Source organism: Lysinibacillus xylanilyticus (assembly GCF_001708185.1).
Classification (GTDB): domain Bacteria; phylum Bacillota; class Bacilli; order Bacillales_A; family Planococcaceae; genus Lysinibacillus; species Lysinibacillus xylanilyticus_A.
This window is the reverse complement of sequence record NZ_MDDN01000004.1, coordinates 66831-87120: the sequence shown is the minus strand read 5'-3', so window position 1 is coordinate 87120 and position 20290 is coordinate 66831. Positions and strand designations below refer to the sequence as shown.

At 35.3% G+C, this 20290-nt stretch carries 20 protein-coding genes, 1 pseudogene and 1 riboswitch; of the genes and pseudogenes, 16 read left to right on the top strand and 5 right to left on the bottom strand.

Annotated features, from left to right (window positions below; genetic code table 11):
* Positions 1 to 70: 70 nt before the first annotated feature.
* The 4 genes from BFJ97_RS10335 (at position 71) to lepB (ending at position 3025) form a co-directional block, all read left to right on the top strand.
* Positions 71 to 505, top strand: a complete 435-nt coding sequence (locus BFJ97_RS10335) for a MarR family winged helix-turn-helix transcriptional regulator (RefSeq protein ID WP_068984574.1) — start codon at positions 71 to 73, stop codon at positions 503 to 505.
* A gap of 261 nt (positions 506 to 766) precedes the next feature.
* Entirely contained in the window at positions 767 to 1699 is a 933-nt protein-coding gene (locus BFJ97_RS10330; RefSeq protein WP_068984573.1) for an LCP family glycopolymer transferase, read from the top strand.
* Positions 1700 to 2027: 328 nt separating this feature from the next.
* Positions 2028 to 2135 (top strand): transcriptional regulator, encoded by a 108-nt coding sequence (locus BFJ97_RS10325; protein ID WP_068984572.1) that lies wholly within the window; start codon positions 2028 to 2030, stop codon positions 2133 to 2135.
* 332 nt (positions 2136 to 2467) lie between these two features.
* A complete protein-coding gene (gene lepB, locus BFJ97_RS10320) occupies positions 2468 to 3025 on the top strand; it encodes a signal peptidase I (RefSeq protein ID WP_068984571.1) in 558 nt (185 codons plus the stop codon).
* Between the two features lie 55 nt (positions 3026 to 3080).
* On the opposite strand, the gene BFJ97_RS24115 is transcribed toward lepB, so the two are convergent.
* A complete protein-coding gene (locus BFJ97_RS24115; RefSeq protein WP_139114419.1) occupies positions 3081 to 3287 on the bottom strand; it encodes a hypothetical protein in 207 nt (68 codons plus the stop codon).
* A 188-nt stretch (positions 3288 to 3475) separates the two neighbouring features.
* Positions 3476 to 3575, top strand: a riboswitch (purine riboswitch).
* Between the two features lie 92 nt (positions 3576 to 3667).
* Here BFJ97_RS24115 and BFJ97_RS10315 point away from each other — a divergent pair.
* The 3 genes from BFJ97_RS10315 (at position 3668) to BFJ97_RS10305 (ending at position 8238) form a co-directional block, all read left to right on the top strand.
* Positions 3668 to 4858, top strand: a complete 1191-nt coding sequence (locus BFJ97_RS10315) for an MFS transporter (RefSeq protein ID WP_068984570.1) — start codon at positions 3668 to 3670, stop codon at positions 4856 to 4858.
* Positions 4859 to 4963: 105 nt separating this feature from the next.
* Positions 4964 to 5254, top strand: a complete 291-nt coding sequence (locus BFJ97_RS10310; RefSeq protein ID WP_068984569.1) for a hypothetical protein — start codon at positions 4964 to 4966, stop codon at positions 5252 to 5254.
* A 377-nt stretch (positions 5255 to 5631) separates the two neighbouring features.
* Positions 5632 to 8238, top strand: coding sequence for a cation-translocating P-type ATPase (locus tag BFJ97_RS10305; protein WP_068984568.1), 2607 nt, complete (start codon positions 5632 to 5634; stop codon positions 8236 to 8238).
* Positions 8239 to 8281: 43 nt separating this feature from the next.
* Here BFJ97_RS10305 and BFJ97_RS10300 read toward each other — a convergent pair whose 3' ends face one another.
* The 3 genes from BFJ97_RS10300 to BFJ97_RS10290 all read right to left on the bottom strand — a co-directional run bounded on the left by BFJ97_RS10300 (position 8282) and on the right by BFJ97_RS10290 (position 10167).
* Positions 8282 to 8767 carry a DUF3231 family protein gene (locus BFJ97_RS10300; RefSeq protein WP_068984567.1) on the bottom strand — a complete coding sequence of 162 codons (486 nt, stop codon included), beginning with the start codon at positions 8765 to 8767 and terminating at the stop codon, positions 8282 to 8284.
* Positions 8768 to 9077: 310 nt separating this feature from the next.
* Positions 9078 to 9365 carry a hypothetical protein gene (locus tag BFJ97_RS10295; RefSeq protein WP_068984566.1) on the bottom strand — a complete coding sequence of 96 codons (288 nt, stop codon included), beginning with the start codon at positions 9363 to 9365 and terminating at the stop codon, positions 9078 to 9080.
* A gap of 112 nt (positions 9366 to 9477) precedes the next feature.
* The gene (locus tag BFJ97_RS10290; protein WP_068984565.1) at positions 9478 to 10167 is read right to left on the bottom strand and encodes a cupin domain-containing protein; all 690 of its coding nucleotides are present in this window, start codon (positions 10165 to 10167) and stop codon (positions 9478 to 9480) included.
* Between the two features lie 415 nt (positions 10168 to 10582).
* Here BFJ97_RS10290 and BFJ97_RS10285 point away from each other — a divergent pair, with 415 nt between their 5' ends.
* The 5 genes from BFJ97_RS10285 to BFJ97_RS10265 all read left to right on the top strand — a co-directional run bounded on the left by BFJ97_RS10285 (position 10583) and on the right by BFJ97_RS10265 (position 14052).
* Entirely contained in the window at positions 10583 to 10804 is a 222-nt protein-coding gene (locus tag BFJ97_RS10285; RefSeq protein ID WP_068984564.1) for a transcriptional regulator, read from the top strand.
* Positions 10801 to 12060, top strand: coding sequence for a DinB/UmuC family translesion DNA polymerase (locus BFJ97_RS10280; protein WP_068984563.1), 1260 nt, complete (start codon positions 10801 to 10803; stop codon positions 12058 to 12060). Before BFJ97_RS10285 ends, BFJ97_RS10280 begins: the two co-directional genes overlap by 4 nt.
* 12 nt (positions 12061 to 12072) lie before the next feature.
* The gene (locus tag BFJ97_RS10275) at positions 12073 to 12405 is read left to right on the top strand and encodes a YolD-like family protein (RefSeq protein WP_068984562.1); all 333 of its coding nucleotides are present in this window, start codon (positions 12073 to 12075) and stop codon (positions 12403 to 12405) included.
* Positions 12398 to 12748: an aconitate hydratase gene (locus BFJ97_RS10270; RefSeq protein ID WP_068984561.1), complete on the top strand. Its 351-nt coding sequence runs from the start codon at positions 12398 to 12400 to the stop codon at positions 12746 to 12748. The genes BFJ97_RS10275 and BFJ97_RS10270 overlap by 8 nt, the downstream gene beginning before the upstream one ends.
* A 407-nt stretch (positions 12749 to 13155) precedes the next feature.
* Entirely contained in the window at positions 13156 to 14052 is an 897-nt protein-coding gene (locus BFJ97_RS10265) for a DegV family protein (RefSeq protein WP_068984560.1), read from the top strand.
* 137 nt (positions 14053 to 14189) lie between these two features.
* On the opposite strand, the pseudogene BFJ97_RS25155 reads toward BFJ97_RS10265, so the two are convergent.
* Positions 14190 to 14574, bottom strand: a pseudogene (locus BFJ97_RS25155) (DDE-type integrase/transposase/recombinase); the annotation flags it as partial.
* A 705-nt stretch (positions 14575 to 15279) separates the two neighbouring features.
* Here BFJ97_RS25155 and BFJ97_RS10255 point away from each other — a divergent pair.
* The 4 genes from BFJ97_RS10255 to BFJ97_RS10240 all read left to right on the top strand — a co-directional run bounded on the left by BFJ97_RS10255 (position 15280) and on the right by BFJ97_RS10240 (position 20289).
* Positions 15280 to 15678: a VOC family protein gene (locus BFJ97_RS10255; protein WP_068984558.1), complete on the top strand. Its 399-nt coding sequence runs from the start codon at positions 15280 to 15282 to the stop codon at positions 15676 to 15678.
* A gap of 305 nt (positions 15679 to 15983) precedes the next feature.
* Positions 15984 to 16394 carry a DUF6508 domain-containing protein gene (locus tag BFJ97_RS10250; protein WP_068984557.1) on the top strand — a complete coding sequence of 137 codons (411 nt, stop codon included), beginning with the start codon at positions 15984 to 15986 and terminating at the stop codon, positions 16392 to 16394.
* A 720-nt stretch (positions 16395 to 17114) separates the two neighbouring features.
* Positions 17115 to 17915 carry an ABC transporter ATP-binding protein gene (locus BFJ97_RS10245; protein WP_068984556.1) on the top strand — a complete coding sequence of 267 codons (801 nt, stop codon included), beginning with the start codon at positions 17115 to 17117 and terminating at the stop codon, positions 17913 to 17915.
* Entirely contained in the window at positions 17908 to 20289 is a 2382-nt protein-coding gene (locus BFJ97_RS10240; protein ID WP_068984555.1) for an FtsX-like permease family protein, read from the top strand. Before BFJ97_RS10245 ends, BFJ97_RS10240 begins: the two co-directional genes overlap by 8 nt.
* The last annotated feature ends 1 nt before the right edge of the window (position 20290 follow it).

Here is a 20290-nt window from a genome sequence, read left to right as displayed (position 1 = left end):
ATCACTCAATTATTGTGGACAGGAAGTCAGTAAGCTTCATTAATTTCTCAGGTGTTTGAGGAGGATTTTTTTGAAAGAAACAAATATTTTTAAGCTTATCCATATGGTTGAACAGATGAATAATGCCAATATTATACGTTTTACAAAAGCGTTTCCGTATCCGTTGGGGATCTCACCAATTTTAGTATTAAGTGAGTTACACGCGAAAGGTCCGCAAAAGCAGGCTGAGTTAGCAGGGACGCTCGGCTATACAAAAGGGGCAATGACGAGTATTGCTGAAAAATTAGTAAAGCTCGGTTTAGCGGAAAGACTGTATGACCCATCTGACCGTCGTATTATTCGATTACAAATAACGGATGAAGGTGAAAAAGCCTTAGCGAAAGCCCAATCAATTGGTCAAGAGGTTTTTATGCAGCTTTTTGATGTATTGAATGATGAAGAAATTGCGCAATATTTGCTGATTCAAGAAAAATTAGTGCAAGGAATACAAGACAAAAGCTTATAGAAAAAGAAGTTTTACTCAGTAACATTAAAGACAAGTAATGGATTATGATGGTTTATTCCTCATTACTTGTTTATCGGGTTATGATCAATGTAGTTGAATGAGGGATAATTTGCAAATAGAGGAAGTCTGTCGTACATTTAGTAAATACTAGTGTACGTCTTTTTTTCGTCTAGTATGCATATAAATAGACCAGATAAACTTTTTTTCAACTTAAAACGTCAAAAAGAGGGGTAAATTTGGTAAGCAAGAAAGGACTTATGTATGGAAAAAAAAATGAAGCGCTCTAAGGAAAAAAAGAGCAAGAAAAAAATCTGGCTTTGGATAGTAGGTAGCTTAATAGCAATTTTTTTAATTTTTATAGGTACTGCTTATTATTCGATCCAAAAAACGATGAATAAAATAAATACACCATTAGAAACGACAGATAGTGGAGAAAAAGAACAAAAAACAGTGACAAAAAAAGAGCCATTTTCTGTGTTAATGCTTGGCGTGGACGAACGTAAAGATGATAGTGGACGTTCAGACACGATGATTGTCGTTACGGTAAACCCTGAAAAACAAACGATGAAGATGCTTAGTATCCCTCGAGATACTCGTACAGAAATTATTGGCCATGATTCCGTCGATAAAATTAATCATGCTTATGCATTTGGTGGTGTCCCAATGGCGGTCGATACGGTGGAGCATTTTTTAGATATTCCTATTGATTATTATGTGTATATCAATATGGATGGCTTCCTACAAATTATCGACACGATTGGTGGGATAACAATTGAAAATGACATGGATTTAACCTATGATAAGCATCATTATCCAAAGGGAGAGATTACTTTAAACGGTGAAGAGGCACTAATTTTTTCACGTATTCGTTATGAAGATCCTCGCGGTGATTTTGGTCGTCAAATTCGCCAAAGACAAATTATTGAGGCGGTTCTGAAAAAAGCTTCAACGACACCATCTATCTTATTAAAGGCTACAGATATGCTTGATGTAGTAGGCGATAATGTCCGCATGAATTTTACGATGAAGGATTTAATCCAGCTACAAAGTATTTATAAAAAAATGGATGGCAATATCGATCAGCTGTCATTTGAAGCTGAGGGTGGCCAAAGAATTAATCACATATGGTATTACATCCCTGATGAGACGGAGCTAGGTAAAATCCAATCGGAATTAAAAGCTCATTTGAAATAAAGTATAAGAATGAATCAATTCGGTATCATAGCTGTGAATTTTTTGGCAAAGAAGGGAGGGAGATGAATGAATGGGAGGACCCAGGTGCTTAGGTATACAGCTCTCAATAATTGCATGCAAAGCTATGTGCCTAAACGTAAAGTTCAAAAAATTCCAGTCAGCTCAGCTATTCGACATTTACAACTATTGTGCTTAAAAATTTTCATGTGAAACATAAAAAATCATTCAGGTAGTGTGCATGCCTAGTTGAATGATTTTTTTATTTTATTTGAAATATCAGAAAATTTGGTGTATAATAATATTAGAAATGGTTGAGGGAGTGATTGTGATGATTATAGGCACAATTTTATTAGCAGTTGCATTACACGCAGGGATTGTTTTAGCAGTAGATTTATTGAATGAGCAGCATCACTCTACTACGCAAAGTAACCATTAATCGTGAAAACAAAAAAATAGAAGACATCTAGGCAAAGTGATCATGTAGCTTTGTCTATTTTTTTTGTGGCTCATCAGGAAAAATTGAGGATGACATTTTTTAAAATATATGCGTTGTATATTAGTAGATTGGCGTGAAGACTGGACGCCCCCATGAAGCTCTGCTCTGCGCGAAAGCGAAGCGACAGCTACAAAGCGCCCAGTCGGAACGGAAATCAACTTCACAATATGGTGAAGAACCATTTTTGTGAACTCGAAACTATTTATGTGATTCATTCGTCAATACACTGTATAAAATGTTATACTATAAAAAAACAGTATCGGGGAATGAACATGCAAGAAGAGAAAACAAGTTTTAAAAAAGAATTACTATCCTATCTTAAAATTATCGTCATTACAGCTATAGTTGTTTTAGGCTGTAAGCAATTTTTATTTGCACCGATTAAAGTGCAAGGGGCTTCTATGTACCCGACTTATCATGATAAGGATATTATTATTGTAAGTAAAATGAGTAAAATTGATCGCTTTGATCAAATTGTTTTCCAATCACCAACAGAAGATGAACTATATATTAAACGAGTAATTGGCCTACCAGGTGATACAGTTGAAATGAAGGACGATGTTTTGTATGTAAATGGTAAAGCCTATAAAGAAGATTATGTGAATCGTCAAACAGATGATCCTAATCAATTACGTATTACAGAAAATTTCACATTAGAGCAATTATTGAAAGAGAAAAAAGTGCCTGAAGGTATGTATTTTGTACTTGGGGACAATCGACTAAAAAGTTACGATAGCCGCCATTATGGTTTAATTTCTGAGGATGCCATTTATGGTGAAGCGAAAGTAACACTATATCCGTTTAGTAACTTCCATCTTGGCTCAAAATAATAAAGACGTTCAGTAAGAAAGAGGCTACGCATGAGTGGCCTCTTTCTTTGATTTTTTAGTTAGCGGATAATGCCGTACAAACTTTATAGTCGGGATAATGAACACAAACTGTTGAATTTTCAACAGTTTCTTTTAGGGGGATTTGCTGTTTGCTCAGACTAGGGGAAATGATTGTTGGCTCATCAATTGTGAGCTCTTCTACTACTAGTTCTACGCCATAAAACAACATCAGAAAATAGCATACTAAACCTAATATACGCAAACAATCACCTCGCAATTTTCCGTTCTATTATTATGTATGGTCAAACTTAAAAAAATATAAGTAAAATCTAAAATTTCTCTCTTTTGCATGGACTTTTTTTACGGAATGACTGGAGTTTATGGATGACAAAGAAGAGAGAAGAATCACAATAAAAAATTGTTGTCATGTAAAATTCAATATGCTACTATAGCTAAAGTAAATATTTGAACTGTATAACCTCAATGATATGGATTGAGGGTCTCTACCAGGAACCATAAAATCCTGACTACAAAAATTTTGCTTCATTTTTGTAGTCAGGATTTTTTTTGTCTTTATTCGGTAGGTGTTTAGACATATAGAAAACCCTCTCTACAAAAATGAAGGTTAGAAGGGTGATTATTATGAATTGGAGAGTTTATATTCTTGCCGTTACTACCTTTACAGTAGGACTGGTGGAATTGATTGTTGGAGGTATATTACCAAAAATTGCAGAGGATTTAAATGTGTCCTTAGCAACAGCAGGACAATTGATTACTATTTTTGCTCTCGTCTATGCAATCTCTGCTCCTGTCCTTTTATCATTAACGGCAAAAGTGGAAAGGAAGCGCCTTTATCTTATTTCTTTATTCATTTTTACTTTAGGAAATGTGATGACTTATTTTAGTACGACATTTATGACAGTTATGATTGCTAGAATTTTTACCGCGATGAGTACAGCGTTGGTCATTGTGTTATCCTTAACGATTACAACAAAAATTGTTGAGCCAAGACATCGTGCAAAAGCTCTAGGTCTTGTTTTCGTAGGTGTAAGTTCGGCACTTGTCATCGGTGTCCCAGTAGGGATATTTGTGACAGAGGCATTTGGTTGGCGAGCTGTGTTCTTAGGGATCGCTCTTCTTTCAGCTATATCCATGATTCTTATTGCGTTACTACTTGAAAAAATGCCAGTTGTAGAAGTTGTTCCATTAAAGGCACAAATTAAATCACTAGCAAATTTAAAAATCCTAAGTGCGCAATTAACAACAATGTTTATGCTAGCTGGTCATTATATGCTATATGCTTATTTAACACCATTTTTAGTAGAAGCATTTGATATGAACGCCTCTTGGATTAGTATTTGCTATTTGATCTTCGGGATCTCTTCTGTCAGTGGAAATGCTCTCGGTGGTTGGTTAAGTGATACAATTGGTACTGGAAAAGCAATTTTAATTGTTGTTTCAACATTTGCCCTTGTATTATTTAGTATTCCTTATACGATTGTCGCTTTACCACTCTTTTTAATCGTGACGGTTTTATGGGGTGCACTTAGCTGGGCACTTACACCTCCATTACAAAATTATCTAATACAAATTGATCCAAAAACATCGGATATTCAACAAAGCTTAAATACAGCTGCGTTACAAATCGGTATATCCATAGGTTCAGCTGTTGGTGGAGCTATGTTTACTATTACTGGGTCTGTTATGCACTTAGCTAGCTTCGGTGCCATTTTAGCTTTATGTGCTTTAGGCTGTGCTATTTTCTCTCTAAAAAGAGCACCAGTTTCACATGACACTGAGCTAGGGTTGAACTCCGCTCACAACAACTCATAGATGTTAGAGTAGAAAATTTGGATGGAATATCCAAAAATACTGCGGAAAAAGAAGGGCAATGATAGCTAGAGATAGAATGTAAGTTTAGAGGAGGTTGGTAAATACATGCAAATAGATTTAACAGAATTTAAAAGTTCAAATGTGAAAGTTGTCGCCACGATTGACCAGACGCTTTACCGCAATGTGGGTGCTATTATTTTATATGAAGAAGACTCCCACACTTTATCTGTACGAAAACTAAAACGTAAAATCGCTGATCAATATATACCAACAGACGAACTCGAAAACTTCATGTTTGACTCTCAAGCAGATGCTATAAAGTTCACGCATAAACTTACTAGAATGAGTGCACTTGATTATTTATTAGTAGCGAATAAAGAAAAACAAGTAAAATAATAAAGTAATTGCAAGACTGGTCTAATAGGGAGTCTATGCATGTGACAAAGGCATTTGGAATAGCCATATTCCAAATGTCTTTTTTTAGTGTTATAGCTAGCAAGAGTAGATTGAATTTACGTCATATTTTCATCTATCTGACAAATAATTAATTTCCCTATCGATTATTATCATACTGGAATAGGACAAGGAATAGATTGTTGTAGTTACAGTATTTTAGAGGCCAAGTAGATAGAGATTCTGATGATTGATGACTATTTTTAGGATGTATATTCAAGTGAATTTATACTCTCCCTAAGAGTTCAGAATAGGGTGGATACTGAGAGTTTCTTTAATTGGCAGGATCATCTAATCATTTCAAATGGAGGGGGAATCGAATGTCAGAATATCATCAACAATCGTCAGCTGAAGTTATGAAAACTTTGAACGTGACAGATCAAGGATTGAGTGATTATGACGTTCAAAAGAGACAAGAAGTATACGGTTATAATGTATTAGAGGAAGGCAAAAAAACAAGTACATTTGCCGTTTTCTTTGGACAGTTTAAAGATTTATTAGTTATTATTTTAATTATTGCTGCTTTCGTTTCATTTCTATTAGGGGAAGTAGAAAGCACGATTGTAATTATGATTGTCGTTATTTTAAATGCTATTCTAGGTACTGTACAACATGTCAAGGCAGAACAGTCTTTGGATAATTTAAAAGCCTTAACTTCTCCAATTGCAAAAGTCATGCGAAATAATCATCTAATAGAGGTTTCTTCGGAAGATATAGTTGTAGGAGATCTTCTTTATTTGGAGGCTGGCGATTATATAAATGCGGATGGGAGATTATTAGAAAGTTATAATTTGCATATTAATGAAAGCTCACTAACAGGTGAATCAATTGCTGTCGCGAAAATTATAGACCCCATCAAAGAAAGCAATATAACTGTTGCTGATAAAAAGAATATGGTATACTCCGGAAGTTTTGTGACAAATGGTCGCGGTATCGTCATGGTTACAGCTATCGGAATGCAAACTGAAATCGGTAAAATTGCCAATTTACTAGATACGGCGAAAGAGAAGAAAACGCCTTTACAAATAAGTTTGGATCAATTTGGCGAAAAATTAGCTTTAGGTATTACGCTAATCTGTTTAGCTATTTTCACAATTGACCTTATTCGAGGACGTGCATTAGTAGAATCGTTTATGTTCGCCGTTTCACTTGCTGTTGCAGCTATTCCAGAAGCATTAAGTTCGATTGTTACGATCGTACTAGCTTTTGGGACACAAAAAATGGCCAAGGAAAGTGCCATTATACGAAAGCTCTATGCCGTTGAAAGTCTTGGAAGTGTATCTGTCATCTGTTCAGATAAAACAGGAACATTAACTGAAAATAAAATGGTCGTGCAAGAAGTATATGTGGACGAAAAAATTATTCCATATGATCGTTTAAACACTAGAAATGCAGTTGAGAAAAATCTGATGGTAAAGGCAATATTATGTAATGATGCTGTAGAAAGGGACCGTAAAGAAATCGGTGACCCTACTGAAATTGCTCTTGTTAAATTAGGGAAGCAATATGACTTGGACGAATTACTTGTAAGAGATCATTATCCAAGAACGGCCGAAATCCCATTTGATTCAGATAGAAAGCTTATGAGTACGGTAAATACTTTCAATCAGCAATCTATCATGATTACAAAAGGAGCATTAGATGTCCTTTTACCTAAAATTGTGAAAATCGAAACTTCAAATGGCATTGTTAATATTACAAAACAACAGCGTCAAAAAATCGAAGCAGTGAATCGCGATTTCTCTATGAATGGGTTAAGGGTGCTAGCAATTGCCTACAAAGAGGTAAAGGGAAATCAAGCAATTGATGTAAGATCGGAAAAAGATTTAATCTTTCTTGGCTTAGTGGCCATGATGGATCCTCCAAGAAAAGAATCCAAAGATGCGGTTGAAAATTGTATAAAAGCAGGCATCAAACCGGTGATGATTACTGGTGACCATAAAATTACAGCAATGGCTATAGCTCATCAAATCGGTATTTTGAATGATCCCTCAGAAGCGATTGAAGGTCATGAAATTGCAGGATTAACGGATCAACAATTACAAGAAAAGGTGAAAGATTTCTCTGTTTATGCCCGAGTCACACCGGAGCAAAAAATTCGTATCGTTAAAGCATGGCAGGAAACCGGCAAGGTCGTTGCCATGACAGGAGATGGTGTGAATGATGGCCCTGCCTTAAAACAAGCCGATATTGGTGTGGCGATGGGCATCACCGGCACAGAGGTGGCAAAAGATGCGTCTTCTATGATCTTAACGGATGATAATTTTTCAACGATCGTCAAGGCTATTGCAAACGGCAGAAGCATCTATACGAACATTAAAAATGCTATTTTGTTCTTATTATCTGGGAATGCTGGTGCCATTTTTGTTGTTTTATATGCAACAATATTAGGCTTGCCAGTTCCTTTCGCACCTGTACATCTTTTGTTTATTAACTTACTAACCGATAGTCTGCCAGCGATTGCAATCGGTCTAGAGCCGAATAATAAAAAAACAATGAAGGACAAGCCTCGAAATATTCATACACCATTATTAAATAAAGCATTTACTACTCAAGTGGTACTCGAAGGTTTATTAATTGCTATCTCTACAATTATTGCTTTTCAGATCGGATTGTCAACGGGAGATACGTTAACGGCGAGTACTATGGCATTTACAACATTATGCTTGTCACGATTAGTGCATGGCTTCAACTCCAGAGCTAAAGAATCCATCTTCGCCATTGGAATATTTTCAAACAAATATACTTGGCTTGCATTCTTAATCGGTTTATTTAGCTTACACGCAGTATTATTTATTCCAATGCTGACAGGTGTGTTTGAAGTTGCTATCTTAAGCCCTGCGCAATTAGGTTTTATTTATAGTTTGTCTGTGTTGCCATTCCTAGTGAATCAGTGGTATAAGCTGTTGTTTGTGAGAAGAAGATAATATGTAAAAGAGCTCTCTTTGTGAAAACGAGAGCTCTTTTACATTAAGTTATAGCAGGGGCCAGTAACCACCCTTTATCTTTACTTAGCTGTATTAGTTTAGCACCGAGTATGGCATACCTCATATGAAGCTCTCCATATTTTATAGTATGTTTCTTCTTAACAGATACTTCTAAAGCCTGGCTGACTGTAATAACAGAAGAAGCAATATTCATTGATACAATGGCGCTGATTTCTGTATCATTAATAGCTGTTTTTCCTCGAATATCTCCCATCTTCAACTTTCCGTATTCGATTGCTGTAGGCGGGGCCAGCACGCCGTTGTCCTTTAATAACGCTGTTAGTTGTTTATTTTCCTCTTTTAAACATTGAATAAATTCTACGATGATAGCCTTCAAATTTTTATCAACAGCGTGTTTGAAAAATGCATGATTTGAAGCGATATAGCCATTATTAACACCGAGCTGTGTCCAAATCTTAAAAATCTCCTTAAAGCGTAATGATTCTAAATTTCCATTTATCAATTCCATAGTGACACTTCCTAACTCATCTTTTCGTTCATTTATTTGAGATTAGGATGTGCTAATAAATGGAATTCTAATCGTATTTTACAATAAAAGGTTCTGGCAGGGGCGTCCGATGAGCTGCGTAAAAACTAAAATTGTTCCGATAAAACAAGAAAATGTTCCGATAAAATGAGATTTTGTTCCGATAAATCTTAAAAGTATTCCTATAAAAATGAATTCACCACAATAACGTGAAGTTGATTTCCGTTCCGACTGAGTCTCTTCGCTGCAGGGTCCACCTGTGAAGCTAATCCCCAAACACTCCAATCAACAATTATTCCTTTCGTTTCTTATTTTTAAAGCTATTAATGGTTGTTTTTAATGCGGCAAAGTTTCCGATAGCTGCGTACCCATAAAAAAAGCCCATAAATATTCCTGCAATAAGATCGTGTCTATGGCTAATGAAGATAGAAATAAGCAAGCCAATAGCCAGAGCGATTGTTGGAACATATTTAGGCTGAACATGCATAAATACCTTAATGAGCTGTGTAATAATTAACACAGCTGGAACGGCTATTACGGCATCCCAAAAATTTGTATGGATCACTGGAAATAATTCCATTTTCTACACCTCTTTTAAGTAGTAACAAAGCTATGACTTTAAGTTATAGATTTTCCTGTTTACTTATTTTTATTCGATGAAGGTGTAGCCGTTAAGCGATATTGTTTAGCAATTAATAATAGGAGCCATAGGAGCCATAAGGATACACATAGGGGTATTGATATGGATATGGGTTCATATAATTTGGCTGTTTAGGCTTATGTTTATGTTTAGGTTTATGTTTACATTTACAATCAGATTCTTTTTGTTTTTCAGAAGCCGATTTTACACGATTGCAGTTTTTAGGTGGACCAATATATGTTGACGGTACAATTGGCGCAATGGTTTTCTTCCACTGTTTTTCATCTAAACAATAAGTGTGAGCCATAATATTGGCAGGTGTAAATGTTAATATATCTGAACCTAAAATGACTTCAGGAGTTGGAGCATCAAAAATAGCTAGTAAATGCGTGTCATCCTCAGTAGCTACTTCATAATGCCACCAGCCTTGCGGTACATTTGCAACTTGACCAGGCTTTATAGGGTAGTTCTCAATTTTTTTTGTAAAGGGATTAAGTATAGATACGATAGCAGCACCCGAAATACAATAAACAAGTTCGGCTGCATTTTGATGATAGTGAGGTTCTACCACATTGTCCTTACTTAGGAAAATATCAAGCAAGGACGTATTTTCTAATGTATTTAATTGTTCTACACCTAAGATATTAATATAATTCTGTTGATCTTTTTTAAAAAGAGTACTGTCATTTACATCAAAAGTGAACTGTGTTGACGGAGAAGTATAATCAATATTTGAGCTAATAATTACATCCTTTCTAATTAATCTTCAATACTTGTCATCAGCACAGAATATGTACCAATGTTAGTTTAGGCTTACATGAACGCCCATTTTATTTTCATTCAGAGAAGACTCCTATCTTTGAAGGTGGAGAGTTGAATGGGGATGTGGTTTCTTTTCAGTAGGTATCCAAACACCTACTGAATGAAAATAAAGCCTCCGAACGCAATTACGCCAAGGCGAAATTGATTTGTCCTCTAAGGGTACATCATCCTCTTTAAAAATTAGTTTAAATTACCACTTCTAATTAAGAACGTATGTGCGTATAATGGATATACAAACATTTGTTCTGTAATGAAAAACAGCTCTGTTATATTTACTTGTTTTTTGGGGGAGGGAAGTAAAGATCTAACAGAGCTAGTGAAAAGGAGCAACTAAGATGAAAGAACAGTTAATAAAAGCAATGCAGCGTCAACAAGTAGTTCGCATGATGTATGTAGCCAAGTCGGGTGCCATTACGAAAAGGCGTGTGAAAATCATGAAGATTGTTGGTGATTCCTTTACAGCATTTTGCTTTACGAGGCAGGCAAAGCGTTCCTTTATCATTAATAATGTTCTCGCTGTTACTCCTGTTTACCGAAAAGAGAGTGAAAATGTATGAACTACGAGGGTATGCCAAATAGACCTATTATGTGTATCGATATGAAATGCTTTTACGCCAGCATCGTAGCGATGTTACATGGGCTAGATGTTTTAAGAACTCCAGTTGCAGTAGTAGCAAATTTTGACCAACCAGGTAGCGTAGTGCTTGCTGCATCCCCCTTAATGAAAGAAAAATTTAATATCAAAACAGGTAGTCGTCGTTATGAAATACCTAAACATCCTGACATTAGATTGTTTGAGCCTAAAATGAGTTTCTTTATTCAAATGTCGATGACGATTACAAAATTGATCTCTAATTACGTCCCAGTTGATGCTATACATGTGTATAGTGTAGACGAAAGTTTTGTAGATTTAACCGGCACTGAAAAGCTTTGGGGCTCACCTGAAGAAACGGCTAAGGAAATACAAAGGGCTATTCTTGACCAATTTAATATACCTAGTGCAGTAGGTATGGGACCAAATATGTTAATAGCCAAATTAGCTTTAGACCTTGAAGCAAAGAAAACAGGCTTTGCTAAATGGACGTATGAGGATATTCCTAAAAAATTATGGCCAGTTCGACCTCTTTCTGAAATGTGGGGAATCGGTAAACAGATGGAAGCAAATCTAAATGCTATGGGGATACAAACAGTCGGTGGTTTGGCTAATACAGATCTAAAGGAATTAGAAAAGCGCTTTGGTGTAATGGGCAATCAACTCTATTACCATGCATGGGGAATCGATTTATCTACATTAGGGGAGCCGTTAATAACAAACGGAGCTTTAAGTTTTGGGAAGGGCCAAATGCTGATGAGAGATTACCACACACGAAAAGAAATCTCTGTAGTGCTCCTTGAAATGTGTGAGGACGTAATGAAGCGAACACGGGATGCAGGGTATGTTGGCCGTACAATTAGTATTGGTCTTTCTTATAGTCGAAATGCTATGACCAAAGGGTTCCATCGATCGAAAACGATTGCAGTACCAACAAGCGAAACACTTGTGATGTATAAAACTTGTATTGAATTACTGGATAAACATTTTGCAGGTGAACCAGCTCGGCAGTTATCTGTCCGAATATCCAACTTAGAGAGAGAGCATAGCATTCAATTGGATTTATTTGATGAACGTAAGCCACAGCGTCAAATAATCGGTCCTACAATGGATGCAATACGCAACAGGTTTGGAGCTACCTCAATATTAAGAGCAGTTTCTTTCACAAAAGCTGGTACAGCTATTAATCGAGATCGCTTAGTTGGTGGTCATTTGGCATAGGAGTGATTTATTATGATACAAGACAGAGGTAATATTAAATGGGCATCGATGATGTTGCCGGAGCATTTGGAGCTTCTTAGAGAGTACAAACAAGAGCGCACAGAACAGCCAAGAGAATTGACTGAGTGGGAACTGGAAGAACTACAGAATACAATCAATCAAGCTTTTAATCAGCAATTGGACATAAAATTAGAAGTGTGGAAAGACTACAAAATCACACAGTGGACTGGAATAATTAAATCGATTAATACTCATGAACTCATACTTGAAACACTACTTAAAACGAAAAGTATTCCAATCCAAAGTATTCAATCAGCTCAATTGGATGCTGATTATTATGATTAAAGCCGACGAAAGACAGTTACTTCATAAGTACCTTTTGTTAGAACTAGCAGTTAAATCATTGCAGGTTGACTACTGTAAATTAGAGCAGTTTAAAATGAAAACGGTATTTCTTCCAATGATGGATTCATTGCTAAAGGATCTAAGACAAGAATATTTTAACCTCAAACGAGAACTTGCACAAAAACGTATACGAGTAGTAGGTTGGCAACCAGTTGATGAATACTTTAGTGACGTGCAAGTTGCCACTGCAGGTAATGATGTAGTACTCCGTTATGCAAATCAAGCTCTTAAATCACAGGTGGAAAAGTTGTTGATTAATCATATACGTGTAGCTTTAGAATAAAGATTGACTAAAAAATTTTCTTCAACCTTTATTTATCAGCAAATGCAAAAACACTCCATTTTGAAAAGAGATTGTTCAAGATGGAGTTAATCTTTCTAACTAAGTATGAGATTTTCATAAAAAATTTGATTAATTAAATGAGTCTTCTTCAACTAAAGCACCCCATTAGCCATCTATCCGAAAAAAATCAGATAGATGGCCATTTGTCGTGTGTACCGAAAAGGTGCGCTTTTTTTATATTTCGGGCTTACTTTTTTATCGCAATTATTGTCGAAATAATGTCGAAGATTGCAAAAAAATAAATACAGTATTATAAATGTCACTACTCATGATGATCTTATCTGTGTATAGTTACATAAGTTATAAAATGAATATATTCTACGATAAATGAAGGGGATTACTTTTAAATGGGAAAGAAAATTGCATGGGTTACAGATACAGCAGCATTGTTAGATGAAAAGTTCATACAGGACAATCAAATTCACGTATTACCACTTAATATAGTGTTCGAAGAAGGGGCTTTACGCGAAACTGTTGATATGACACATGATCAGTTTTACGAAAAACTACGAAATGCTAAAAAAAATCCAAAGACATCACAACCTGCTATTGGTGAAGTTGTAGACTTATATAAATCATTAAAAGAACAAGGGTATACATGTGCAATTGCAATTCATACCTCTCAACATCTTTCGGGCACTTATCAAAGCGCTTTCACAGCAGCTGATCAAGCTGAATTTGAAGTATATCCAGTGGATTCAAAAATCGGGTCATTTCCGATGATGAAAATGATTGAACTCGGTCAGCAGTTAGAGCGTGAAGGTTTTGAACCTGGCTATATTGTTGAAAGAATCAATGAGATGGCAGATAACAGTGAGCTTTCATTTATTCCGGCTAACTTATCACAATTACATAAAAGTGGTCGAGTTTCAGGGACTCAAGCATTTTTAAGTAACTTGTTGAATATTAAAGTTGTCATATCATTTGAAGATGGGAAGCCCGTTATGAAAGAAAAAGTACGCGCTACGACTAGAGCTAAAACATATGTACAAAATGTTTTAAATACAGATCTAGAAAAAAGTATTGTCACTGAAGTTGCAATTATTCATTGTAATGATGAAGAAGGCGCAACCGCTTGGAAAAAAGCTTTAGAGAACGAATATCCGCTCATAAACTTCTCCGTATTACCACTAAGTGCTTGTGTAGCGGTTCATGCAGGTGAAGGAACGCTTGGTTTAAGTTGGGTACGTCTAGCAGAGCTTGCACCACTTAAGAAAAAGAAAGCTGAATTAGTTACTATATAAACATAATTGTAATCTAAATTATTGTAGGTACGTGAAGTTGCGAAATTCCTATAAACCAACTATTATACAGTCAGAGAGCATTTTAGCTTAAGTAAACTGGCGGGTGTAACGTTATTTTTTGAATGATAGCCGTGTTTTCATTCAGGTATGTGGGACTGGCTGTTTAATTTTGTTTGAATACGGATATTGTTATTATAGGTAATGTAGTCTTCGACGATTTGAATCATATGCGCATTTGTCGTGCGGTAGATTCCGTCGAGATAGAACGTTTCAATTGGAATTATCAGTGGGCGTGCCTTTGCGGGACATGCTTACGGTAATTCCTTTTTCTTTGACTGATTTTTGATACGCATATGATGTGTACACAGAACCTTGATCGCTATGCAAGATACAGCCTTGCGGTAAATCAGGTAATTGATATAAAGTATACAAAACGAATGACATATCTTGTGTAGAATTAATTGTTTGCGCTACAATTTCTCTGATATAGACATCTAGAATACTTGAAAGATACATTCTCCTCCATTAACGACCCAAGCTTGTCATCCTCTGTATTCATGTCATTAAACTTGCAACTATCAAACAGAGTTCCATTCTCCAGCACCACAATGTCTGCACCAACAGCACGCGTAATATCCTCCATACACGAATAATTTCATCATAATTACGCCCTAGCCCTAACTGATCCAACGCATCAATATAAATAAAATCCCCATTACGAATCACACTTTCTCATTGCCTGATATTGCGGACAATTAAAATCCTTCCCACTCGCACGGTCCACAAAAATATCTCGCTCATCAATCCCCAGATCCTGCCTTCGTCAGTTGCCGTTTAATATTTTAGTCCATCTCCGAAACGTGTCCAGGCCCAGGAAGGTTTCGGAAAGTGATGGAAACATGGCATCAAAACAGCCGGCGAGGATGAAGTGCTACGTTATGCTAATCAAGTACTAAAAGCACAGGTAGAGGAACTCATTCATAGCCGTTTAAACAAATGTGTGTAGAGATAGTTTGAAATCGCAGAAAACGACCCTATGGGAATAGGGGATATACAAAACTGGTCTAACTAAATACGCAACATTTTTAAAACCTTCTTATCACATTTACTGATACAGTTAAAGTTGTCGAACCAAAGAAAAAAGTTATAATCCAAAATTACGTTTAATAAAGGGTTTTTAATCAACTGTATTGAAAAATATATATACCATAATCTGGAGGGGGTAAAATGATTTTTGAAATGACTACTCAAGTACGAGTATCTAATATCGAAGAAGGGTATAAGTGGTATGAAACACTGTTAGATAAGAAACCAGATTTCATACCACATGATGGTTTTGTAGAGTGGGAACTCATACCTGGTTGTTGGTTACAAGTAGCAGAGGGTAATCTTACTGAAGGAAATGGTCCTTTACGTTTAGGGGTTACAAATATCGAAGCGGAAAGAGAAAGACTAATAAAAGAACTTAACATTGATAACTTTGAAATTTACTCAAGACCAGAAGTTTCAGCTAAATGGGGAACATTTACTGACCCTTGGGGAAATCGTCTTGGGTTTTTTGAATACTTAGATAAGACTGAAGAACAAGCACGGATAAAAGCTATTATGAGAAAAGAGGAAGTTTAAGTATTATATTAACGGGGGCTTTACGTCAAGACGGTTTCTTTAGATTTGGCATTTACCAGGGATTTGCGATATGTTTCAACAACTTTTTAAGACTAAAAAGAAGAAGGCTATATATTGGAGAATTTACTAGAAATAGAACTAATAGAATCCACTCAAAGAATAGAGGTTGCAAATCAAAAAGCAACCTCTATTGCGGAATAGTAGAAAACTCTAGAAAAACTAAAAAAGACTCAATTTCAAACTAGAATCTAGTGGAGTGTTGTTCAAGAAGTTATTAGGCATAGACGATACTGAGGAGGACGATGATGAGTAAATTCGATATTTTGGTAAAATACATACCTATGATCCAGACGGCGAGCATTGGTGAATGGATTATTGATAAAGAAAACGATGGAACGTCAGAACATCCGATACATATGCCTTTTGTAGGCTATTCCGAAATGGTGCATAACTTCATCAACGATGTTTACACCTTTGAAGAAAGTAATAAAAATATGGAGCTTACCCGCTATGGAGATATTCTCAAAGATAACGATCTTGAGTGGGATACGGATTCTATGAAGAATGCGGACGTTTCAAATTTGAATGCACAGTGTGTGCTTGCACTTATTATGGGTGCTGTTAGAGCTGAGCGCTTTTGCGAAGGTGCGTTATTAGATTTCTTTAAGAGTGGCTGCATATTGAAATGGCTTGAAAGATTAAACAGTATTGAGTAAAGAAGGATTGACTTTGGATATAAACAAAATGAAAGTTCTATCGTATGATGAATTGCGTGCTTCTTATAGGAACTTCCTACATAGCCATTGTTGGAGTTAGTATAAAAATTGATATAGAACGGATTCCTATTATTGGAATTCGTTTATTAGTTTGTGGAACATATTGAACTTATGGGGTTAGTAGAAGGTATAGCTGCTGATGACGGTGGGGGACAGCAATGTTCCCCATAAGTTTAAACATCTTGCAGTATGGAAGCAAGAAGAGCTACTATGAGAATTTACCAAATAGAGGAACACTTTATTCATTGAATAAAAATATTATGTAAACTATTAGAAAGAACTTAAAGGTTTGATATGTATAGGTTGATGGACTTGATGTGGATGAAATCAATAAGCACAAGAGTTATCATTTTACTCCATTACGTTTATGTCATCATAAACGTAATGGAGTAAGTGAAAAAAATACGGTTATGTGGAAGAAAGAAGATGTTAAGAGTAAAGAGACTGTTAGGGCTTATGACTTTGTATAGTAGTAATCAAGAACAGTATTAAAAATTGTAGGAAGTGGTAAATTTTCAGTCCATAATGTTGGCTTAGATACTTATTTATCTTGGATAAAGGGAAAATGGGAGAAATTGGTACTTTCGATAAATAATAAAGTATTATATTATCGTATGCATCAAGCCCAATCCAAATGGTATGAGCAAAAGGAGCATTTCCATGAAACAGTTAAAACTAGATGAGACACAAAATGTGAAAAAAACCTCATTAGTAGTAATGAAAAATGTGTCAAAAGAATTTAAGTCGAAAGATTTTACAATACAAGCACTAGATACAATCAATTGTGAAATTTATCAAAATGAAATCGTTGCAATAATGGGTACGAGTGGTTCAGGGAAAAGTACATTACTTAATATTTTAGCTGCTTTAGACAAACCTACACATGGGGAATTAATTTTTCAAGGTGTACCGATGATTGAGCAATTTCAAGAACCGATAGCATCGGAATTTAGAAAACGAAATATAGGCTTTATATTTCAAAATTTCAACTTGTTAGATGAATTGACGGTATCAGATAATGTGGCACTACCATTAATTTTGCTAGATGAGGACTCTAAAAAAATTGCGCAAAAGGTGAAAGATGTATTAACAAAATTGTCAATTAGTGATTTAGCTGTCAAGAAACCACATGAATTATCTGGTGGGCAAAAACAACGAGTGGCTATAGCAAGAGCGATTATTGCCAATCCGCTATTATTACTGGCAGACGAGCCAACAGGGGCACTAGATGTCAATACGACAAACGATATTCTAACAACACTTGTTCAATTGAAAAATCTAACGAATCAAACAATTATATTGGTAACACATGATCCACATGTATCGACTTATGCTGATCGTGTACTATTCTTTCATAAAGGGAAATTAGTAGATAATTATATTAACCAAGAGAATAGTGATAATTTAACGATGATTTTTGACAAATTTAAAAACATACAGAGGAGCTATCTCGATGTATGATTTAAAGAATATTGCTTGGAAACTTTGTAGGGCTGCTAAAATACAAGTAATCATTGCCATTCAAGTTGTAGCACTCGCTGTTTGTTTAATTACAACAATGTTGGTCTATGTTGAAAATGCACGAACAGAAATGGAAGACAATATTCGTAACTTGTATGGGGATGTGGATATTTCTGCTGGTTATAACCTTTCATCTAGTCAAGAATCTAGTCAATGGATTACGAAAGAAAGTTTTAATCAGATTAAAACTTTAGAAGAAGTCGAGCTTGTGGAACCGATTTTACTACAATTTACATCTATAGATAAGATTGAAGGAGCCTATACATTAGGTGTTACGAATGGGCATTTAACAAAAGGATTTTACCATTTGAACGACATACCGAAAGATAATGAAGTTATTATTTCACATTCTTTATCAGAAACTTTAAATAAATCTGTTGCAGATTCAATCGTGGTAAATGGTAAGCAGTTTCTAATAAAAGAAGTGCTATCTCCTAATGAATATGGAGAAGATGCGCCCATTCTCTATATGGACATTGATTCTTTGAAAAGTGTAAGTAGTATTCCATCGGATGTAGAGGGCTTGTTTGTAATGATTAAAACAACGGATGTGGAGCAGACAGCTACTGTATTACATCAACTTTTCCAAAATATACGTGTTGATATAACGAAAGAAACGGACTGGGTACAAGCAAATTTAATTTCCTTACTCGTTTTCATCATCATGTTAGTGGTTAGTATTATCATTATTAGTGGTCTATTATTGAAGTCTACTTTTTCATTATTGTTTAGTCGTTTACAAGTCCAATTTTTCGTTTTAAGAACAATGGGAGCAAAGACAGGGCAACTAAAAAAGATTGTCAACTATCAATCGACTATCATATTACTAATAGGTATAGGGGCAGGAGCAATCAGTAGCCTTTTGTTGCTAAAATTCATTGTCCCATCTTTAGTTGAGATGGTCGGCTTACCGCAAGCCCATTTTAACATTCCTGTTGTCTATTTTTCAGCAATTTTACTTGCTATTTATTTCTTACTCTACATGTTTGTGTTCGTTCAAGTAGCGAGGGTAACTAAAATATTACCTTTAGCATTGAAAAGAAATTATGAGTTTAAATCGTATCATTGGACGAAATGGAAGACCGTACTTACTTTTATAGTTGGTGTGATGTCATTACTCATTCTTGTACAAGGTATTATGCAAAATGATGCAATTCAGTCGATTATTTTAATTTTTACTGGAAGTGTATGTATCATAGGTTGTCTATTCTTTTTATTGCCATATGTGATGGTATACACGTTGAACAAATGCTCTTCCTGGATTCATCGCTATTTAGGAAACAAAGCACACTATGTAAAAATTCAATTCATTCCTAATTTAAATAGCTATTTTCCTGTTGTTTGTATATTAGCGATTTTGATTATGATTATTACGTTTAATGATACATTTTTGAAATCTATTGTTCAATCCGAGGAAACAATGATTGAAAAAACCTATCCGTATGAAGTAGCGATTGATAATCCTTATTTTGAGAATATTTCGTATAATGATATAGAGTTATTGCGAAAAAAAATCTCAATAAAAGAAATTCAATTAGATAGTAAGGGTAGTTCTTTTCTCACTAATAATGGTGTTAATCTGAATTATTTTGCGAAAGATTTTGGTGGAGCCGATAGAGTTGAAATTACAGATGATGCAGCTGATAAGTATGGTTTAAAAATAGGAGATGTTTTAGAAGGCTATTACTTTGACAGAAAGTCGAATGAAAAAGCCATCCGTTTGAGAATTACTGGAATCGTTCCAACAGAAAACAAATATAAACACCTTTTTGTTGACTGGAATTCCCCTTTGATTAAAGATGTTGTAACCATTGATAAAATCCATCTAACTTTAGATAATGGCACAACATTAGAAGATCTCCAACAGGTGATTCGTGATTGGCCAACGTTAAAAATTGTGGAGCGAGCTGTTCTTTTAGAGCAAGCCTCAGAATGGTTTTATCAACGATGGGCAATGTTTATGGTCGTTTTGACTGCTTTAGTAGTAGCGAGTTGTACTGGTCTAGTGCAAACAATTGTTCATATTATCTTTAAAAGGAAAGACCAATACAATACACAACGTTTAATCGGGCTTTCCCCAAAAGAATTAAAACAGGTTATTTGGTCTGAAGTTCTCTTTATTGTCACTATCGGCTTATTACTTGGTTTAACATGTGGTATGTTTTTAACCAAGTTAATCATGCAAATTGATGCAGGCGGGCCAATAGAATGGGATTTCTTGTTTATATTTAGTTCAGGTATAGGTACAGCGATGATTATTTTAGTATGTTGTCGTCTATATATTGCTCGATTTGTAAAACGGAGTGTTATTTAGA